The organism is Pristimantibacillus sp. Z349TD_6 (assembly GCF_056173205.1).
Genome location: NZ_CM149662.1, coordinates 5,897,823 through 5,917,119 on the forward strand (window position 1 = coordinate 5,897,823; position 19,297 = coordinate 5,917,119).

A 19,297-nucleotide genomic window follows, 5' to 3' on the forward strand; every position below is an offset into this window, starting at 1 on the left:
ATAACAGAGACTCTGATCAGATTGTTCAACTTATTAACAGAGGGCTTTTGTCGTTAACATTCATAAAGGAATCATACCAAGATTTTATTTAGACGCAATAGATAGTTCAACCATGCGAGTCACCTTTTGAATTTAAATGCTATAGTTCACGCCAATTTTTGGCGTACAACAAATAAAAACCCGAGCTTTTATGGTCGGGTTTTTCCATGGTAGAGGCGAGGGCTGCTGCTTCCTCTTATTCTAAGTTAACTCAGTAATTAACAAAAAAAGGTTAGCACATCAATTGATATGCTAACCTTTCTCTATAGCGCTTTAAGAGCGCATGAACCAGTCACTTCCCGCACTTTACATCTAGTAAGCCCAATTCCCTTGACGAAAGACAGGCTCGATTGTGCCGTCAGGCAGTTCTCCATCAATATCGAGATCGGCGCAACCAATCATGAAGTCAACATGTGTAAGACTTACGTTAGCGCCTCGCTCCAGTAGTTCCTCTTTGGAGAGCTTCGTTCCACCTTCCAGGTTGACAGGATAAGCACTTCCCAGTGCAAAATGACAGGAAGCATTCTCGTCAATGCCTGTATTATAAAATACTCTATTCAAGTTCGATATTGGCGAATCATGTGGCACTAATGCCATCTCTCCGAGATAGGATGCACCTTCATCCGTTTCGAGCAACGAAGTTAAATGTTCAAGTCCCGATTCGGCATCATAAGCAACCACTTTGCCGTCCTTGAACGTAAACGTGATTCCTTCAACTAACCTGCCGTTCAAATTGAGAGGCAATTTGCTTTTTACCGTGCCGTTCACACCGGTACGATGAGGCATGGTGTACACTTCTTCAGTTGGCATATTCGCAACAAAGTAAACACCTTTCTCATTTTCACCGCCGCCGCCACGCCAAATATGTCCTTCAGGCAGTTGTACTCGCAGATCCGTTCCCGGCGCGCGATAATGCAGACTCTTATAGCGTTTCGCATTAAGAAGATCCTGGCTTGTTTTCAAATGATTAATGTGCTCACGCCAAGTGGCAATAGGATCATCTGTATTTACTCGCACCATGTGGAAAATAGCTTCCCACATCGCATCCACGCGCTGCTCCTCCGGAAGATCGGCATACACTTTATCCGCCCATGCACGAGTTGGCGCCTTGATCAGCGACCAGCTAATTTTGCTGTTCCGCGTATACTTTGAGTATTCTTCTCGCGCGACAGCAGCGGACTTGACCGCAGCTGATACTTTTGCAGAATGGATGCCGCGAAACAACTCTGGATTAGGCACTTTGATATGCAGTATAGCTCCGCCCTCTTCAGCAAAATGCACCATGCTATCGGCAAGCCACTGCGGATAATAATCGAAGGAATCATCTGATGCCTTCTCATACCGAACGCGAGTAATCGCATCGTCATCCCACTCTACAATGACATATTTGGCTCCTGCCTCATAAGCTTTTGCTACAATTAATCGGGTTAGTTCAGCCGTTTCAATCGGAGCATGTACGATAAGCACTTGCCCCACTTGAACGTTCACACCAACCTTAATGACTAATTCAGCATATTTGTTCAACATGAACTCAAACTTCTCCATTCACCAAAACCCCCTTGTTACTCGACTTCTTCCAATCCAATTTCTTTTTCCATTATAAAATCATCCATCACAAAACCATTTCCTATATCAGCCACCTGAGTACGAACTGATTTAAACCCTTTTTTCTCATACACAGCAATCGTTGTATCATTATAGCGATTTACCGTGAGCCATATCATACCTAACCCTCGAACTTTGCATATCGCTTCCAAGAACGCCATAGCTTGACTTGCATAACCTTTTCCGCGATGCTCTTTGCGTATATAAAACTTGCTTAAAAACAACTTGTCTTCTTCTTGTTTTATCCCCAAGTAGCCGATATTATGGCCATGTATATTCATGAAAAAATATTCATAACCTTGATTTTCAATTTGATTCGTAATCGCATGATCCGATTGGAATTTATCCACCATATAATCAATTTGTTCTTTTGTTATAATGCTTACAAAATATTCATTCCAAATTTCCGATGCCAATTGCGCTAAAGCCGAGACTTCTTCCACAGTCTCTACCTTTGGAAAAACGAGCTCCATAACGTTTTCAAACCACCTTTTCAAATGCAAGTCATAATTAATAAATTATCACATTCATCTGAATTTTTCTATTAACCGAATATTTATGTGAAGCCCTACATGAATCAATGTCAATAAAACGAGGGGGTCCGATGGACTATTGATTCTTAGATCTACTTAGCATTTTTTCTTTTTTTAATATTGTCTGTTCATATGTTGCAATTTTATCATCCATACGTTCCAATCCTTTTTTCATCTCTTCCATTTTTTTGGCTAGCAGTTTATGCTGCTCGATTAAAAGCTCTTTCCTAGTCCCGATGGTTTCATCACCCTGTTGATTCAAAGCAACATATTCAATCAAAATCTCAATAGGAAGACCTACACCACGCATGCATTTGATATATTCAACCCATCTGCAGTCTTCCGCCGTATAATCCCTGATTCCGCTTTTATTGCGGTTCACCCGTGGAATAAGACCGACCCGTTCATAATAGCGGAGCGTGTCCGGTGATAATTCAAATTTCGCGCTTACTTCGGCTATCAACATGCAGATTTCACTCCCTAATTTAAGATCAAGAACGCCCGAAAAAACAATCGGGCGTTCTTGTTGTTCCTTATATTAAATACTCATTACATCGTAATAGGCCCAACGACTGGATGTGGAACATAAGGCTCTTCCAGCGATACAATTTCTTCTGGTGTTAGCTTAATGGAAACAGCAGCTGCTGCATCTTCGAGATGCGACATTTTTGTAGCACCAATAATTGGTGCGGTTACAGGATCTTTATGCAATATCCAAGCTAATGCAATTTGAGCACGGGGAACGCCATGTTTTTCGGCAATGGCTGCAACCCGCTCTACAATTAATCGGTCAGTATTTGCAGTCGCATCGTATTTAGATTTTTGAACTTGGTCGGTTTCGAAACGATGCGTTGTTTCTGACCAATCACGTGTCAATCTACCTGATGCGAGCGGGCTATAAGGAATGACGCCAATTTTTTCTTCCTTACAAAGCGGAAGCATTTCTCTCTCTTCTTCACGATAGATGAGGTTTAAATGATTTTGCATCGATACAAACCGCGTCCACCCATTTTTTTCAGCTACATGCAATGCCTTTAGAAACTGCCATGCGTACATGGCTGAAGCGCCAATGTATCTTGCCTTTCCAGCCTTCACAACATCATGTAATGCTTCCATCGTTTCTTCTATGGGTGTATTGTAATCCCAGCGATGAATTTGATAAAGGTCTACATAATCCGTTCCGAGTCGCTTAAGGCTCTTATCTATTTCACTCATGATTGCCTTTCGAGAAAGACCAGCACCGTTTGGGCCTTGCTGCATTCGAAAATGAACCTTTGTCGCCAGAACAATTTCATCTCGATTGGCATAATCCTTTAAAGCTTGACCCACAATTTCTTCGCTTGTTCCGTCTGAATATACATTCGCAGTATCAAAAAAGTTGATGCCTAAATCCAATGCTTTTTTTATGATAGGACGGCTGCTCGCTTCATTAAGTACCCAAGGATGCACCCACCGCTCCGCTACACCAAAGCTCATACAGCCAAGACAAAGCCGAGATACATCCAAGCCTGTATTACCGAGTTTCACATATTCCATTTAATCGTTCCTCACTTTCAAATAGATATTGTTTCCTTCAGCTGTAGTGTACTCCTTTGAGTTAACTCCAAGTCAAGCGATTGTGCACGATAGTAAGTGTTTAGAGTATTTCCTGCATCAGCTTAGACGATAATGACTTCTTCCAATAGCATAATTGCTTGATCAATATCAATCTTATTCGTATACCTTCCTAGACTAAATCTAATAGCGCCTCGGGCCACAATTTCATCGATCTGCATTGCCTTTAATACTGGGGAGATTGTTGTCATACCGGCATGACAGGCTGATCCAGTGGACGCTGCGATTTCGGGAATCTTGTTCAGAATTTCATTAGCATCCAAACCTATAAAGCTTATATTCAAGGTGTTAGGCAATCGGTTAGTCGGATGGCCATTCAGCTTGATAAGATGACCAAATTTCGCAGCCAATCGCTCTAAGAAGTACTCGCTTAATCTACTCATTTCATTGTTATCTTGCATAAGCATTGCCATTTCTGCGGCCTTTCCCAATGCAACGATGTAAGGAACATTTTCTGTTCCTGCGCGCATGCCATGTTCATGACCGGCTCCATGACTATAGGGTTCTATTTTGGTTCCCCTACGCACATACAATGCCCCAATCCCTTTCGGAGCATATAGTTTATGTCCCGCTAGCGTTACCAAGTCGACACCTAATTGATCAACATAAACCGGGATTTTGCCAACGGATTGAGCAGCATCTGTATGGAACAATACGCCATGTTTTTTTGCTATTTCGGCTATTTCACCAAGAGGCTGAATCGTCCCAACTTCATTATTCGCATGCATAACCGAGATTAAAATAGTACGCTTGTTAATGGCTGATTCGATAGCTTCCGGCAATATGCGTCCAGTTTCATCTACGTTTATATAGGTAACTTCTGCTCCCAAGCGCTCTAGAAATGAACATGGATTCAAAATGGCTGGATGCTCAACTGTTGTCGTAATGATATGATTACCCTTTTCTTTATGAGCAAAGAATACGCCCTTTAAGGCATGATTATTGGATTCGCTTCCCCCGCTAGTAAAGATCACCTCGTCTGGAAAACAACGGAGTAAAGCAGCAACTTTTATGCGAGCATCCAAAATAGCTTCCTTTGTCGAAACGGACGCCCAATGACTAGACGATGGATTGCCGTAGCTTCCCTGCAGATATGGATACATTTCTGCAAGAACTTCTGGAGCGATTGGCGTACTTGCGTTGTAGTCCAAATAAATCTGGTTCATAGCTTTCTCCTTTGCACCCTCGCTTGCAATCATTTGCGGCAGCCTTTCATTTGCTATTGCTCCATCGATTTTCGTTCCATTAACGAATTTACTATCTGTTCAATCTTGATCGTTGCCTCAGCCGTATTTGCTGCCTTCACAATAGAAGAGATTTGTTCATCATGTTCGCTCGTCGAATGCGAATACCTTGGGTCATAGTAATAAGTGAGAAGCAGCTCGACAGCAGTATCATATTTTTCACTCATCAAGCATGCTTCTATTTCCGCTGCAACAGGGGTATGAATACGGGATTTAATCTTTCGGAATGCCCCCACACACGCATCTATATTTTCCCATGGCTTGTAGTCATCGATAATTTGATTAACACGGGCTTCAAGAGGCATCTCCAAGCTAATGTGATGCCCTTTTGCTCTCAACTCCATCATGAGGTCCGGAACCGTAATATTGCCAATTCGGCGGCTTTCCGCTTCAAACAATAAATAGGTAAATTTCTCATTCTCATGTATATTATCAAGCAGTAACGAATCAAACGTTTTTTGGTTATGCGCTTTTAAACCTATTCCACCAAAAATCGACCCTCTATGACCAGCCAGCCCTTCTAAATCCAAAACAGGATGGCCATTTTGTTTCATTTTATGCAGGATAGCGGTTTTTCCACTACCTGTATTTCCATGTATGATGAATGACTGAGGCTCGTAGCAGATATCATTCAATCGTTCAACAACATATTGACGATATGCGCGATATCCTCCAGCTATTCGATGGACTCTAATTCCCATAAGAGACAATACAGTCGCTGTTGTTTTACTTCTCATGCCACCGCGCCAACAAAAGACAGCCTTATTTTCGGATATGCCAGCAAACGTTTTGATGAAAGTTGGAAGCTTTGCTGATACGATTTCCAAGCCTCTTTCTTTAGCAGCTTGTACACTTACTTGCTTGTACAGCGTTCCAATTTCAGCCCGTTCTTGATCGTTAAATATGGGAATGTTAAGACTGCCAGGAATTGATGCTTCATTGTATTCGGATGGGGATCTTACATCTATAAGAACAAGTTCTCCCTGTTTCCGAAGCTTTGAACATTCCTCGATCGTGATGTCTTGAAACATAGTTTAATGACTCCTTAATGGTTTATCTTAAAGCACCACGATTTGGCCAGCATTACTTTCTGTTGCTTCTCCTACTATACTTGCTTCCACACCTGCTTGCTTAAGCTCATCCAGCATTTGCTCAGACTGGTCTGCCGCAACCGCAATGAATAAACCGCCTGAAGTCACCGCATCACATAGAATCCATCGATCAACTTGGTCCATCGCTTGTGGGAAAATAACATCATTTTCAACATGCTTAAAATTGTTCTTCGTGCCGCCTGGTACAAATCCATTTTCTGCAAGTTCCCAGTTCCCTGACACGAGGCAATTTGGGTACCGCTTCGTTTACAATCGTTATTCCTACTTCGCTGCCTTTAGCCATTTCCAGTGCATGTCCGATTAAGCCAAAACCCGTTACGTCAGTACAAGCATGCGTTTCATATTTATTCATTATTTCTGCTGCCGTCTTATTCAATGTAGCCATGACGCGAGTAACACGCTCGATTTCCTCCGCACTTAATTGTTCCTTCTTAATCGAGGTTGTCATAATGCCCACACCAATTGGCTTCGTCAAAATCAGCTTGTCTCCAGGTCTAGCACCTGCATTGGTTTTAATTTGATCGGGATGAATTAAACCGGTTACTGCTAGTCCAAACTTAGGTTCCTTATCGTCAATGGAGTGTCCGCCTACAAGGGTAGCTCCAGCCTCTTTCACCTTATCTGCTGCTCCGCGTAAGATGTCTGTTAAAATGTGCTTATCTAGTGTTGCGATGGGAAAAGCAACAATGTTTAATACCGTTAATGGCTTACCGCCCATTGCATAAATATCGCTTATTGCGTTAGCCGCTGCTATCTGTCCGAAAGAATAAGGGTCATCTACGATTGGAGTAAAAAAATCTACGGTTTGAACTAATGCTAAATCATCGCTTATTCGAAATACACCTGCATCATCGCTTGTTTCGATGCCCACAAGCAAATTAGGATTAAGTTCCGCTAGCGGGAGGTTTCCTATGACTTCTTTTAAATCAGCCGGACCGATTTTGCAACCGCATCCTCCCTTGCTAGATAAAGATGTCAGCTTTATGGTTTCGTTTGAGTGCATTAGATTCGTCCCTCTCTTACTCTTCATTGATAATTAATAATAAAATCGTACCTGATGTTTAGTGTGAACGCAAATTTATATTGGCTTATTTAAAGCTAGTGTCAGGAAATGTATCCAAAACGAATATATGGGTTCCTATCTATTTATCCTGAATATTGGGAACGACCTTACTATGCTCTATAGGTGAGGAGAGGACGATTAAAGTTGTCGAATCTCCAAACTTTCCCATTTCATTAATAACATTTTCCATGGAATGCAATGATTCGCTAATCACCTTAACCAAAAAATTGTACTGGCCACTTATACGATGCATTTCAAGCACATCAAGCGAATTTTTGCAATGATCAACAAAACTTTCGCAGCTCTTCGTATGAAATAATAAGTAGGCAACAATCGATTTGTTTAATTTTTCAAGAGAAACAACAGCACGATAATGATCAATAATGCCTTTTTCCTCCAACCTCCGCACTCTTTCTGTTACTGCTGGCTGCGACAATGCAACGGCTTTTCCTAACTCCGTCATTGAAATTCTTGCCTGATCTTGAAGAATCATAATAATGTTTTTATCCAGTCCATCGACCAAACTAGTCACTCCTTTATTTTCAATGTCAAATAACACTAATAAAACAATTTTAAAGGATATCATGATACAATACCTTGAATTTATTATGTAAAATTGAACGATTCCATTATAACATTAATACATAATCAACTGTTAAGCACTGAGGAGGCATAAAGATGGAATCTAATAAATTGCTTGAACAAGTTACGATTGAAAATTGGACGCTTCAATCACGTGTAGTCATGGCGCCTATGACTCGTTCCTTTGCCGACAATAAGTCAGGTGTGGTTGGTCCAGATGTCGTAGAATATTACCGTAAACGGGCTGCTGATGGTATTGGTCTGATCATTACGGAGGGGATAAATCCAAGCCCAAGAGCCAAAGGAACCTATGGTATATCAGGGCTATACAACAAAGAGCAGATCCAAGCATGGAAAAAGGTGACTGATGCTGTTCATTTGGAAGGTGGAACAATCGTGGCGCAGCTTTGGCATGTTGGCAGGCTGACCCATCATGAATTAACGGGAGGGCATCCTCCTCAAGCGCCATCTAGCATTGCAGCAAATGGACTCGTACATCGGTTACGCAAACCTTATGAGATGCCTGAGGCGATGTCTCAGGACGAAATTTCCGAAGTGATTGAACAGCATGCAGCTGCTGCGAGAAATGCGATAATTGCCGGTTTTGACGGGGTTGAAATCCATGCAGCCCACGGGTATTTAATCGATCAGTTTAATTCAGAGGTTACAAATGCTCGGACGGACAAATATGGCGGGGACTTATCACAGCGTCTATCATTCATGAAAGAGCTGCTAACTGCCGTAGTAACAGAAATAGGCGCGCCAAGGACTATCGTTCGTTTTTCAGAAATAAAAGATGATATACCGAATTACAGATGGGATAATCCCGAACAAACATTGGCTGCTTATATACAAATTTTCAAAGCATTAGGCCTTAAGATTCTTCACCCCTCAACCAACCAGTTTACTAAGATATTCACCAAAGGAATGACATTTCATCAAGCTGTTCGCGAACATTGGAATGGTACAATAATCGGAGTAGGAAATTTAGATTATGAATCTGCTGCATCTGCTATAAAAGCCGGTACCATTGATCTAGCGGCTTTCGGGCGCCCGCTCCTTGCCAATCCTGATTTTGTTCAGCGTTTGAAGTCCGGAACCAGCATAATACCGTATGATGCTGCACTTCATCTAAAATATCTGGTTTAATACGTTACTAAGAAATCACTATAGATTAAAAAATGCAAACTAGAATATACGTTTGCGATAAACAGTAATCCCCCTATCCTTAACCTCCATAAAAAAACAGAAGCCGCCAGCTCATGTCTGACGGCTTTCTTCTCTGAAGCTGATCTCTATTAACATCTTAAACTCGCGCAAATCATTCAGCTGATTACATTCATAATAAGCACCTCAATGCCCCTTTGAAGGGAATCCGTATTCTTTAGCACGCTAATTGATAATTGTTATCATTTAAAATTGTAGCAAGTTTAATGAGAAAAGAAAACAATGATCTCATGCATGCAAGCATAGCGATGCTGCAAAAAAAAGATCGCAGCTGCCCGTTCATGAAGAACGGTTGCGCGATCTTTCTTCCGAAATGGAATCATATTTTTGAGCGACTTATTGATTTATTTTCAAATAAATTTCAACAATTCATTAATGAGCGGAGGCAAGACGGAAATATGGCCCGCCCCTTCAACCTCTCGGTACGTAACAACAAACCTATCTCCTGCATAAGGCAGCATCAGCTCGTATAGCTGTTTGGCATCCTCAACCATTCCGCGTTTCTCTTCCGCGCCAACGACGATTAACAGATTTGCTTCAAGCTCGCTGTCTTTCAATCGTCCTTCCACGCTCGGCCATCTCTGCAACAAATCATGCTGCTTCCACCAAATCGAAGGGCTGCCTGCTATATAGGTGCTGAATGCCTCGGGTTTGGTGAACAACGTATGAAGTGCGAAAAAACCGCCCAAGGAATGACCGAACAAAGATTGCCTATTCCGATTAATCGGTACGATTCGTTCTATTTCCGGTTTTAACTGTTCCTCTATAAATGCGATAAAATCATCAGCACCGCCCGTCTCCGGCCATTCGGAACCGTCCGGTCGTTGTCGCAGCTCTTCTGAAGAAGCTTTTATGGTGTAATCATAAAAACGCTCCGGCGAAACAATCGGCTCATCCGAGTCATACCCGATTGCTACGATGACCTGAGGTTCTATGCCATGCGGCTTGCGTCCTTGAAGACGCATCGCTTCCGCAAGTGATCCGAACGATGCATTTCCGTCTAGAGCGTACAATACAGAAAACCCAACTTCCGGAGGCTCTGTCTGCGGCAGCCAAACAAAAATACGATACTCTCTTCCCGTTCGCACTGAACGCATAATGAGATGGCGAGTATGCGGAATCGTGAACTCTTTCGTCAATCTGGCATATGATAGGGCTTCAACAGCTAACGACTTTGCGGTTGTCACCTCCTCATAGAATAGCCATTTCAACGCCTTCAAATAGTTCTCCGACATATATAACGAATCGTGCGTTCCGCCAGGCTGAAGCTCGAAATGCAGTAGGTTCGCCGGTAAACCTTTTTCCACAAGCAATGTAGATGCCTCGATCGTTTGATCAACCATATTGCGCTGAATGTTCTGTTTGTAAATGCCTTCGCAATCACCAACAGACATGTAAATACGCAGCCGATCGGATAGACCGGGCTGCTCCCTCATGAATGGCAGGACATCTTGAAACCAGAACGACGCCGAGAGCAAGCCTAACCGCCCGAACGTATCCGGCCGCCAGTATCCTGCAAATAATGAGATCAACCCGCCGAAAGAACCTCCTATAATGGCAGTATGGTCGGATTCCGTTTTTGTACGGTAACGCTCGTCGATGTACGGTTTCACAACGTCTGCCAATTCATCGACGTATGCCCGGCCTTTTCCCCCAAACGCTGGATAGCTATCCAGCAGCGAGGGAGCTGTCCACGGCGTATATTCATCATTTCGATCATGCGGTTTTATACCTATCATAATCACTTCCGGCAGCTTCCCCGTTAACATGAGATGCTCCAACTGGTTGGTTACATGCTGAAACAGCCCTCCACCGTCCTGAACATATGCTGCGGGGTATCTGCGCTTTGTATCGTTTTGATACGACGGTGGAAGATAAATCGTTAGTTCACGGTTCTGCACGGTTGTTTCTTGAAAATGATTCATACAATATCACCTTTCCCCCTGCAATGGCTATTTTTTGGACCGAATGAGCAGGAATACAAAATAAGGCACACCTATAATGGAAATAACAATGCCCACCGACAGCTCAGCAGGGGCAAAAATTGTCTTTCCAATAAAATCGCCAAACACCACCATTGCCGCTCCGATTAAGGCGCTCACCGGCAGAATAGAACGATGCCGAAGTCCTACCAATCTCCGTGCTACATGTGGAGCAATTAGCCCGACGAAGTCAATACTGCCAGAGACAGCGACGCTTGCGCTGACGAGACCGATGCTGCCTATCAGCAATTGATTTTTCGCACGCTCCACAGGTACACCAAGTCCTGTCGCGCTATGCTCCCCAAGCTGGAACAAATCTAGAGACCTCGCCTTCCACCATAGGATGGGTGGCAAAATGAGCAGCCAAGGCAGCATCGTTGCAACGAATTTCCAATTCGCACTGTAAATACTGCCTGCGAGCCAAACGGCTGCCGTCTCAAAATCATTTGGATTCATTTTGAGAGATACATATAAAGTAAGCGCTCCGAATCCTGATGCGATTGCAATGCCAACAAGCAGCAATCGCTGAGGATCAAGCCGCCCCTGCTCCCTAGCGAACAAATAAATCAGCACGGTGGCGAGCAGCCCCCCGACAAGCCCGAACACAGGCATCATCATGACAGCTCCCCAGCCAGGAAGCTTCATTTGGCCTTGGAACAGAAACAAAAATAAAACAACCGCCATTCCCGCTCCTGCATTAATGCCAAGAATACCAGGATCGGCAAGGCCATTACGTGTGACGCCTTGAATCACAGCACCCGCCATGCCAAGCGCGCTGCCTACTAAGATCGCCAGCACGATACGCGGCAGCCTAAACTGGAAGACAACTAAGTCATGTTCCCTGCTGCTGTCGATTCGAAGCAGTGTCTTCACAATATCTTGAATGGAAATATCGAACATTCCGTTCGTTAGGCTCAGGTAAGCGCCGATGAGCGTCACCAGTAACGCACCCGCCATAACCGACCATAAGCGGACAGTCGTAGTCTCAGGCATTTTTGCCGCCTCCTCTCGTCTTAATGAGATAAAGGAAAAAAGGAACGCCAAATAACGCCGTCACGACTCCGATCGGCGTCTCGAACGGCTGGTTCACGAACCTTGACAATATATCGCAGAAGGCCAGAAATAATCCCCCCAGCACTCCCGACACCGGGATAATCCAGCGGTAATCGACGCCAGTCAGAAATCTAGCAATATGCGGCACGATCAGCCCAACAAAAGCAATCTTGCCGGCAAGCGCTACAGAAACACCAGTAAGAATGACCACAGATACGATAGTAAGAATGCGGACCACCGTTGTCCGCTGACCTAAGCTCGCAGACACATCGTCGCCCAGCGACAGCACCGTAATTGACTTGGACAAACCTAGCGCGAGTGCCAGCCCGACAACCGCGAACGGTATGGACAGCTTAATAAGCTGAGGGTCCATTTGATGGAGCCTTGCATTGTACCAAAAGCTGAGCCCTTGTGAGATTTGAAAATAACTGGACACCGCTGCCGATACCCCGCTTAGAAATGTGCCTATTATGGTGCCCAAAATGGCAAGCCGTACCGGAGACATTCCGTTTGGGATGAGCCACGCAATGCCAAATACGATCGCTGCGCCAAGCGCTGAGCCAATCATTGACAGCGTGATAAGACTTACGGAACCTCCACTTGGCAGGAATACCATGGCCAGTGTTACTAGAAAAACCGAACCATCGGATACTCCCATCATCGAGGGGGAGGCTAGATAGTTTCTCGTCATCCCTTGCATTAGTGCGCCCGACACCGCAAGAAATGCGCCGATGAGCAATGCGCCAATGACTCTAGGAAGCCGAGACACCCGGATAATTTGGTGATCTACGTTGTTCGGGTCAAAATGTACGATCGCCCCCCATACATCTCCAGGCGTAATATTTTTTGCCCCAAAGGATATGGAAATAAGTATCATACATACAGCTACTACCGGCGCCATCACGAGGATAGCCACCGGTAGGGTTTGTTTTAATCGCATAAGAACACGCCTTATTCGTTTCTATTTGGTAAATCTATTTGTTTAGATGCTCGGCAACTGCTTTAAGAAATACGATCTTGCTGTAAGCCGTTCCGCCTTGAGCCAACGGATCAACGATGTTGACGAATGCCTTACCTTCTTTAATGGCTTTCGTATTTTTCATGATTGGGTTAGCTTGCAGATCTTCCAGCGCATTTGGCGTATCCTTGTTCTCGTCCTGCGAGAATTGAATAAAGAGATAATCCGGATTCATTTCTGCGAACTTCTCAACGGACAATGCCTCCTGAGCTTTAGCCGCCTTAATTTCAGCAGGGGCTGTTAAACCAAGTTCGGAATAAATAATCGGATTAAAGAAAACTTTTTCCGGGTATACGAACATTTGGCCCTGACGGATACGCACGACAACAACCTTCTGATCCTTTAGCTTATCGCCTAAAGAAGCTTTCGCCGCATCCAAATCCACTTTATATTTTGCGATGGCTTCTTCTGCCTGCGCTTCCTTGCCGCCAAGCTCTCCGAGCAGCTTCAAATTCGCTTCCCAATTCGTAGAGATGTGCGAGTACAGAATCGTTGGCGCAATGGTAGCCAGCTTCTCTGATACTTCGGCTGGGAATTTCGTCGAACCGAGTATGACGTCCGGCTTAAGCGATAGAATCGCCTCAAAGTTTGGCTCCATTTTCTCGCCAATCGAAACTGCATCCTTTGTAATGGACTCGAACATAGGTGGGAATACTCCCCCAAAGCTAATTGCCCCTACCGGTTTCACATCCAGAATAATCGAATCCTCCATCGCTTCTACCGCTCCAACAATGACAATGCGTTCAACCTTGGCCGGCAGCTCGTACTCTTGGTCCAAGTAAGTGATTTTTCGTGTAGCTGCTTCCTCTGAGGCAGGCTTCTCTGTTTTTGCTCCGTTATTGCTTTCTCCAGCTTGTTTCTCTGTATTGGCTGCTGCACCGTTACCGTTTGCCGGCGCCTTCTCTTCCTTTGAATTACCCCCGCATGCCGTAATCATGACTGCTATTGCTATTGCCATTATGACGCTCAAAAAACCTTTCTTCTTCATGCTGTATAGCTCCTCTCACTCTTTCTTTAATTGATAATGAATATCATTAGCAATTATAGGCTAAGAGCTGCTTCCCGACCATGGACATAATCCTGAACCATTATGGACGATTTCCTGTTAATAAAAGCGCAGTCTCATCCACGATACGACTCAGCGCTACGGGAGAATATTCCCTCCATGGCTCCGATGGAATCATTTTGACTCGATTTTCCCTTACAAAAGGAAGCGACATCCACTCCGTTGACTGCTGCAGCTGCGTCCAATATTGAAGCGTCTCCGACTCTTGGCAGACAAGCAGCAGCACATAGTCGGCGTTCAATTTTTTCAGATCATTGAAAGTCATAGGAACATTCCATATCGGTCCCTCTGCTTTATGCAGCGGAGATATCCCTAATCCTTGATAGATAACATCATCTATAACGAGGTCACTGTACATATAAACCGTATTTCTCAATACCTTCAAGACGGCTACATCTAAAGGTCGTGATTGATGCATAAGCCGTATTTTCTCTGCCATTTCCCCTTTTTTATGTTCAAATTCCTCCAACCACTGCTTCGCTACTGCTTGCGCTCCTAATGCTTCTGCCAATACGTCAAACTTTTTCCGCCAGCCCATACGATCATCAGGCAGAGCAAAAATAGGCGCCACCTCGGATAATCTTGCTCTTTCCCAAGGCTCTAGCTCATGGTCGCATAAAATGAAGTCCGGGCTCGTAGTCTCCAGCCTTTCGATATTCGCTTCTTTAAAATGGTTTTGGCGGTAGGCATCCAGATGGACAGGAATTTCAAGCCCATAACGATCACAATAATATTTGCTCCATTTCGGATGAAGCGGCGCCGCGTAAGGAATAATGTCGAGCGGAAGCAAGTAACCGATTAGTGCAGTGGAGCCGTATACTGCAATCCTCTTGCCGCGCTTCTTTAAATAGGCCGTTGGGGACATGCCGACGAACTGCTTGAACTTCCGGCTGAAATAAAATTCGTCTGCATAACCTACCTCATGCGCGACTTCTTTCAGCAGCCGATCGGTACGCAGCATCAGCGATTTGGCAAGGTCGATTCGGGCTCTCGTCAAATAATCAAGTGCACTGACGCCATATGTTTTTTTGAACAAATCCACGAAATATTTAGGGATTAGCTCCGCCATGTTGGCCAGCAGCTCTATGGTCATTTCCTTATTGCAGTTTTCTTTCATAAAAGCTCTGGCGCGCTCCAGCGCTTCCTTTGTCCCTTCCTTGGAAGCCATTTTCCCCGAAGTAATCAGCATATACAACAGCTCCGAGCAATCGAGCTTCGCCCTCCACTTCTTTATGCCGTCATCACTTGCGAAGCCGTCATAAATCGTTCGGCCCTGTGAAGACAAGTAGCCTGCTGGCCCTAAAGACAAACCATCTATGTTAGAAAATAAAATTTGCAGCGCTGACTCATCCAACTGGAAATCTACCCTTTCTTCATTCCAGTCAGCTAGTTTCAAGCGGATAACAACAACGGACAAGTTCCCTCCCAGATCCGATGTCAGGCCGAAAGTACTGTCTGGCGGACATGCATAAATGTGATCACGCTCAAGCGTGGTGTATCCATCTTCTCGCCTCATCGTCCCACTGCCGGCAAGCGAAATAATTAAGGTACCCCATCTCGTCACATGCTGCTTCAAAATTTCGCCAGAAGCACCCGTATATAGCTCAACTGACTTGATTGTCACGTCTAAATTACTGAAATTAATGATGCTTTTATTTGTTATTGCTGTATCCATAACATCCATCCTCTAATCGATAATGATTCTCATTTACTCATACAGTATATCAAAACTAACTACCTATGAGAACTTATTCTACTAATTAGCTTGATGAACATAACTAGAAGCACTTTGCAGCTGTTTTTATTGATATTTTTCCAATCTGCCAATCGTATACATTACTCGCTTCAATCATAACAATCACCAATAAATGTTAAAGGATAAACGCGTATTATGTCGAATGTCAATGTATGATGATGCAAATGAAAAATAAAACCACCTTCAAATATGTAGCTATTATTCTATTGTTTCTTAGCGCTCTTCTTGCCCTGCGGTGGGCATGGTCTGAACTATTTTCTACTGCTGAGCACCCTCGTGCTGTGAATGGCGTACTCGACATTCGCGGATGGGACATAAACAACTCAGCTACCATTCCCTTGGATGGCCAATGGGAGTTTTACCCTGCAAAATTAATCCATCAACAGGATGTTCAGACGTTGCAAAATCAGTTCCGCTATATTCAGGTTCCGGGTGACTGGGGCAGCGTACTGACCAAAAAGGCTGACACCTCTATCGGGTACGGAACGTACCGATTGCGAATTCTAATCGATCCGCTTGAGCAGCCTGTCGCATTTTGGCTGCAAAAAATACAAGCCTCATCAGGCGTAGAATTAAATGGGCTTGTTGAGAACGACTTTGGAAAACCAGCCGACAACGCTGAAGAGTACAAGCCCAAGAAATTCTCCTACACCGCTTCTTATTCTGTAAAAGGCACCACAGAACTTGAACTGCTCATTCGTGTTGCTAACTATGACGATGCTTACAACGGGGGAATTTTACACTCCATTCAATTTGGCTCACAAGCAGCGATTGATTATGTGCGATGGTATTCTATCGGCTTTCAGCTCGTCACATTTATCGTTTTGCTGCTTCACGGCTTGTATGCTACGACCCTTTTCTTATTCAATCCTCAAGAAAAGAGTTTGCTTATCGTTGGTTTGTTAACGCTCGCTACCGGAATTACGATCGTCATCGGCCATGATAACCTGCTCTTGCTATGGCTGCCAATTAACTATACATGGGCGCTGAAGCTCAGGCTGCTCTCTCTGCTTTGGCATTCTTTTTTTATTTTTCTACTATTTAGAAGGCTTTCTTCGGCTCCTCCGAAGAACCGATGGCTGCGAATATTTACAGCAGCGCTCATTGTTTATTCCTTGTTTCTAATTGTCGCAAGCGCACAGCTTGTAAATGGATCGGTAGCATTAAAAATATTTTCATTTTTTTATCTATTGCCCTTTGCCTGGTTTGTTTATACAACAGGAACGATGGTCTTAAGGAAGCAAACAGACAACAACGACGTTGTCTTCCTGTTGTTATCCGCGGCAGGCGTTATGTCTAGCTTCCTTTGGAGCTTAATCAATTCAAATAGCCAGGTTTCGGTTGTCTATTATCCAATAGATATCATAGCAGCTATCATTGGTTTTTCTACGTACTGGTTAAAGCAATTTTTCCGTAACACGAAGGAAAACAAAGTGCTGAACGAACAGTTAAAAAAGGCTGACAAGCTGAAAGACCAATTTCTTGCCAATACTTCACACGAACTGCGAACGCCGCTGCACGGTATTATGAACATTGCTCAAACCGTTGTAACGAAAGAGAAAGGGCAAATGAATACAAAAAGCGTTAATGATATGGAGCTGCTTATAAGAATAAGCAGCCGTATGTCGCATATGCTCGGTGATCTTCTAGATGTAGCAAGGCTGAAGGAACACCGAATCGTGCTGCAGCAGGAGCCTTTACAAATTCAATCCATCGTGCCTGGCATCGTTAGCATGCTGAAATTTATGATCGAAGGCAAACCTATTCAACTTCATGTGAATATCGCTGAATCGCTGCCTTGGGTCATGGCAGATGAGAAAAGGCTTGTACAAATTTTGTACAACTTATTGCACAACGCTCTAAAATATACGGAAGAAGGATCAATCACGATTTCTGCGGAGATTCAGAATGGGATTGCTGTCATTCATGTCTCCGATACCGGAGTCGGCATGAATAAAGAAACGCAGGCGCGCGTCTTTCTTCCTTATGAACAAGGGATTTATGGAATCAATGATGGAAGAGGAATTGGGCTTGGTTTAAGCATTTGCAAGCAGTTGGTCGAATTGCATGGCGGAGTGCTAAGCGTTCGCTCTGCGCTTGGCAAAGGTTCTGTTTTCAGCTTTCAATTACCGCTTTCCAATATGTCCAGCCTACCTTCAGCACAGCCCTTGCTTCCTATACACCAGACAACGGAAGGAACAGAAGAAAGCCATGGTGGATTGATTTTTCCAGACATCGCAATCGACGAAATAGCAATCTCTTCAATTAACCCGCCATTTCTGAATGATGGGAAAATGAATATTCTTGCAGTGGATGACGACCCGGTCAATCTGAATGTGCTTGTCGGCATTTTATCATCCGAGCCATATAACATTACAACAGCCAATTCAGCACGTGAAGCGTTAGTGTTGCTAGGCAGTGGGCAGTGGGATCTATTAGTTGCCGATGTTATGATGCCACAGATGTCCGGCTACGAGTTAACGAAGAAGGTACGGGAGCAATACTCTGTATCGGAGCTCCCCATTTTGCTGTTGACTGCCCGTAGTCAGCCTGCTGACATTTATACCGGATTCTCGTCTGGAGCGAATGATTATGTTACCAAGCCTGTAGATGCTCTAGAACTCAAATACCGAATCAGGGCGTTGACTATGCTGAAGCAGTCTATTAATGAACGTTTGCGTTTAGAAGCCGCTTATCTTCAGGCACAAATCCATCCGCATTTTCTGTTCAATACCCTTAACTCCTTAATGGCGCTAAGCGATATTGATACAGACAAGATGCGTAATCTGGGCGATTCTTTTGTATCCTTTTTACGGATTAGCTTTGACTTCTTAAATACAGGGGAGCTTGTTGAGCTCTCTCACGAGCTGGAGCTTGTCGAAGCCTATTTGTATATTGAAAAAGAACGCTTCGAGGACAGGTTGACTGTCGTATGGGAAGTGGATGCCAACATCAGCGTGCTTATCCCGCCCCTTTCTATACAGCCGCTGGTTGAAAATGCGATCAAACATGGGCTTCTTAGTCAGAACAACGGCGGCACGCTGCATATTCGAATCAATCGCCAGGACAGCTTCATACGAGTTGAAGTCATTGATAATGGCATAGGCATGAATGAAGACCAGGTCATTCAACTGCTCAGTCCAACGATGAAAGGAAAAGGCGGAATAGGGATTGCCAATACGAATCGACGATTAACTCAAATGTATGGTCAAGGCTTATCTATAATCAGTAAGCCTAAGGAAGGAACCGCCGTGTCGTTTGTCATTCCAAACAACCGCAATCAGCAGGCTATGGATAATGATTGATTTTAGCAGCTGCAAAACAACTCCATCGATACAAAAAAGACGGACAAATGGTTTCTCATTTGTTCGTCTTTTTGTTATTCGAAAAAAAATTCGAAATA

The 19,297-nt window shown here is 44.0% G+C and carries 14 protein-coding genes and 1 pseudogene; 2 read left to right on the forward strand and 13 right to left on the reverse strand.

Annotated features, from left to right (window positions below):
* Positions 1-351: 351 nt before the first annotated feature.
* From AC0VYE_RS25640 to AC0VYE_RS25675, 8 genes and pseudogenes are all read right to left on the reverse strand, one after another.
* A complete protein-coding gene (locus AC0VYE_RS25640) occupies positions 352-1,584 on the reverse strand; it encodes an aminopeptidase (RefSeq protein WP_475443333.1) in 1,233 nt (410 codons plus the stop codon).
* Positions 1,585-1,601: 17 nt separating this feature from the next.
* A complete protein-coding gene (locus AC0VYE_RS25645) occupies positions 1,602-2,117 on the reverse strand; it encodes a GNAT family N-acetyltransferase (protein WP_475443335.1) in 516 nt (171 codons plus the stop codon).
* Between the two features lie 136 nt (positions 2,118-2,253).
* Positions 2,254-2,643 (reverse strand): MerR family transcriptional regulator, encoded by a 390-nt coding sequence (locus AC0VYE_RS25650; protein WP_475443337.1) that lies wholly within the window; start codon positions 2,641-2,643, stop codon positions 2,254-2,256.
* An 83-nt stretch (positions 2,644-2,726) separates the two neighbouring features.
* Complete coding sequence (locus tag AC0VYE_RS25655; RefSeq protein WP_475443339.1) at positions 2,727-3,713, reverse strand: aldo/keto reductase; 987 nt, start codon at positions 3,711-3,713, stop codon at positions 2,727-2,729.
* 122 nt (positions 3,714-3,835) lie between these two features.
* On the reverse strand, positions 3,836-4,957 hold the full coding sequence (locus AC0VYE_RS25660) for a cysteine desulfurase family protein (RefSeq protein ID WP_475443341.1): 1,122 nt from the start codon (positions 4,955-4,957) through the stop codon (positions 3,836-3,838).
* 53 nt (positions 4,958-5,010) lie between these two features.
* Complete coding sequence (mnmH, locus tag AC0VYE_RS25665) at positions 5,011-6,066, reverse strand: tRNA 2-selenouridine(34) synthase MnmH (protein WP_475443343.1); 1,056 nt, start codon at positions 6,064-6,066, stop codon at positions 5,011-5,013.
* Positions 6,067-6,093: 27 nt separating this feature from the next.
* Positions 6,094-7,150 (reverse strand): annotated as a pseudogene (selD, locus tag AC0VYE_RS25670) (selenide, water dikinase SelD).
* A gap of 139 nt (positions 7,151-7,289) precedes the next feature.
* Complete coding sequence (locus AC0VYE_RS25675; RefSeq protein WP_256710858.1) at positions 7,290-7,733, reverse strand: Lrp/AsnC family transcriptional regulator; 444 nt, start codon at positions 7,731-7,733, stop codon at positions 7,290-7,292.
* A 155-nt stretch (positions 7,734-7,888) separates the two neighbouring features.
* On the opposite strand from AC0VYE_RS25675, the gene AC0VYE_RS25680 reads away from it, so the two are divergent.
* A complete protein-coding gene (locus tag AC0VYE_RS25680; protein ID WP_475443346.1) occupies positions 7,889-8,941 on the forward strand; it encodes an oxidoreductase in 1,053 nt (350 codons plus the stop codon).
* 428 nt (positions 8,942-9,369) lie between these two features.
* Here the strand turns inward: AC0VYE_RS25680 and AC0VYE_RS25685 are convergent, their stop codons facing one another.
* From AC0VYE_RS25685 to AC0VYE_RS25705, 5 genes are all read right to left on the reverse strand, one after another.
* Positions 9,370-10,944: an alpha/beta hydrolase gene (locus AC0VYE_RS25685; protein WP_475443348.1), complete on the reverse strand. Its 1,575-nt coding sequence runs from the start codon at positions 10,942-10,944 to the stop codon at positions 9,370-9,372.
* Between the two features lie 27 nt (positions 10,945-10,971).
* The gene (locus tag AC0VYE_RS25690; protein ID WP_475443350.1) at positions 10,972-11,994 is read right to left on the reverse strand and encodes a FecCD family ABC transporter permease; all 1,023 of its coding nucleotides are present in this window, start codon (positions 11,992-11,994) and stop codon (positions 10,972-10,974) included.
* Positions 11,987-12,994: a FecCD family ABC transporter permease gene (locus AC0VYE_RS25695; protein WP_475443352.1), complete on the reverse strand. Its 1,008-nt coding sequence runs from the start codon at positions 12,992-12,994 to the stop codon at positions 11,987-11,989. The genes AC0VYE_RS25690 and AC0VYE_RS25695 overlap by 8 nt, the downstream gene beginning before the upstream one ends.
* A gap of 34 nt (positions 12,995-13,028) precedes the next feature.
* A complete protein-coding gene (locus tag AC0VYE_RS25700) occupies positions 13,029-14,060 on the reverse strand; it encodes an ABC transporter substrate-binding protein (RefSeq protein WP_475443354.1) in 1,032 nt (343 codons plus the stop codon).
* A 100-nt stretch (positions 14,061-14,160) separates the two neighbouring features.
* Positions 14,161-15,813 (reverse strand): helix-turn-helix domain-containing protein, encoded by a 1,653-nt coding sequence (locus AC0VYE_RS25705; protein WP_475443356.1) that lies wholly within the window; start codon positions 15,811-15,813, stop codon positions 14,161-14,163.
* Between the two features lie 236 nt (positions 15,814-16,049).
* Between AC0VYE_RS25705 and AC0VYE_RS25710 the strand changes: the two genes are divergently transcribed.
* Complete coding sequence (locus AC0VYE_RS25710; protein ID WP_475449732.1) at positions 16,050-19,199, forward strand: hybrid sensor histidine kinase/response regulator; 3,150 nt, start codon at positions 16,050-16,052, stop codon at positions 19,197-19,199.
* The last annotated feature ends 98 nt before the right edge of the window (positions 19,200-19,297 follow it).

Coding starts and splice junctions, on each gene's coding strand:
- mnmH (WP_475443343.1), bottom strand. CDS start 6,066: ATGTTTCAAGACATCACGATCGAGGAATGTTCAAAGCTTCGGAAACAG.
- AC0VYE_RS25650 (WP_475443337.1), bottom strand. CDS start 2,643: ATGTTGATAGCCGAAGTAAGCGCGAAATTTGAATTATCACCGGACACG.
- AC0VYE_RS25680 (WP_475443346.1), top strand. CDS start 7,889: ATGGAATCTAATAAATTGCTTGAACAAGTTACGATTGAAAATTGGACG.
- AC0VYE_RS25645 (WP_475443335.1), bottom strand. CDS start 2,117: ATGGAGCTCGTTTTTCCAAAGGTAGAGACTGTGGAAGAAGTCTCGGCT.
- AC0VYE_RS25700 (WP_475443354.1), bottom strand. CDS start 14,060: ATGAAGAAGAAAGGTTTTTTGAGCGTCATAATGGCAATAGCAATAGCA.
- AC0VYE_RS25705 (WP_475443356.1), bottom strand. CDS start 15,813: ATGGATACAGCAATAACAAATAAAAGCATCATTAATTTCAGTAATTTA.
- AC0VYE_RS25640 (WP_475443333.1), bottom strand. CDS start 1,584: ATGGAGAAGTTTGAGTTCATGTTGAACAAATATGCTGAATTAGTCATT.
- AC0VYE_RS25660 (WP_475443341.1), bottom strand. CDS start 4,957: ATGAACCAGATTTATTTGGACTACAACGCAAGTACGCCAATCGCTCCA.
- AC0VYE_RS25690 (WP_475443350.1), bottom strand. CDS start 11,994: ATGCCTGAGACTACGACTGTCCGCTTATGGTCGGTTATGGCGGGTGCG.
- AC0VYE_RS25685 (WP_475443348.1), bottom strand. CDS start 10,944: ATGAATCATTTTCAAGAAACAACCGTGCAGAACCGTGAACTAACGATT.
- AC0VYE_RS25695 (WP_475443352.1), bottom strand. CDS start 12,994: ATGCGATTAAAACAAACCCTACCGGTGGCTATCCTCGTGATGGCGCCG.
- AC0VYE_RS25710 (WP_475449732.1), top strand. CDS start 16,050: ATGATGCAAATGAAAAATAAAACCACCTTCAAATATGTAGCTATTATT.
- AC0VYE_RS25655 (WP_475443339.1), bottom strand. CDS start 3,713: ATGGAATATGTGAAACTCGGTAATACAGGCTTGGATGTATCTCGGCTT.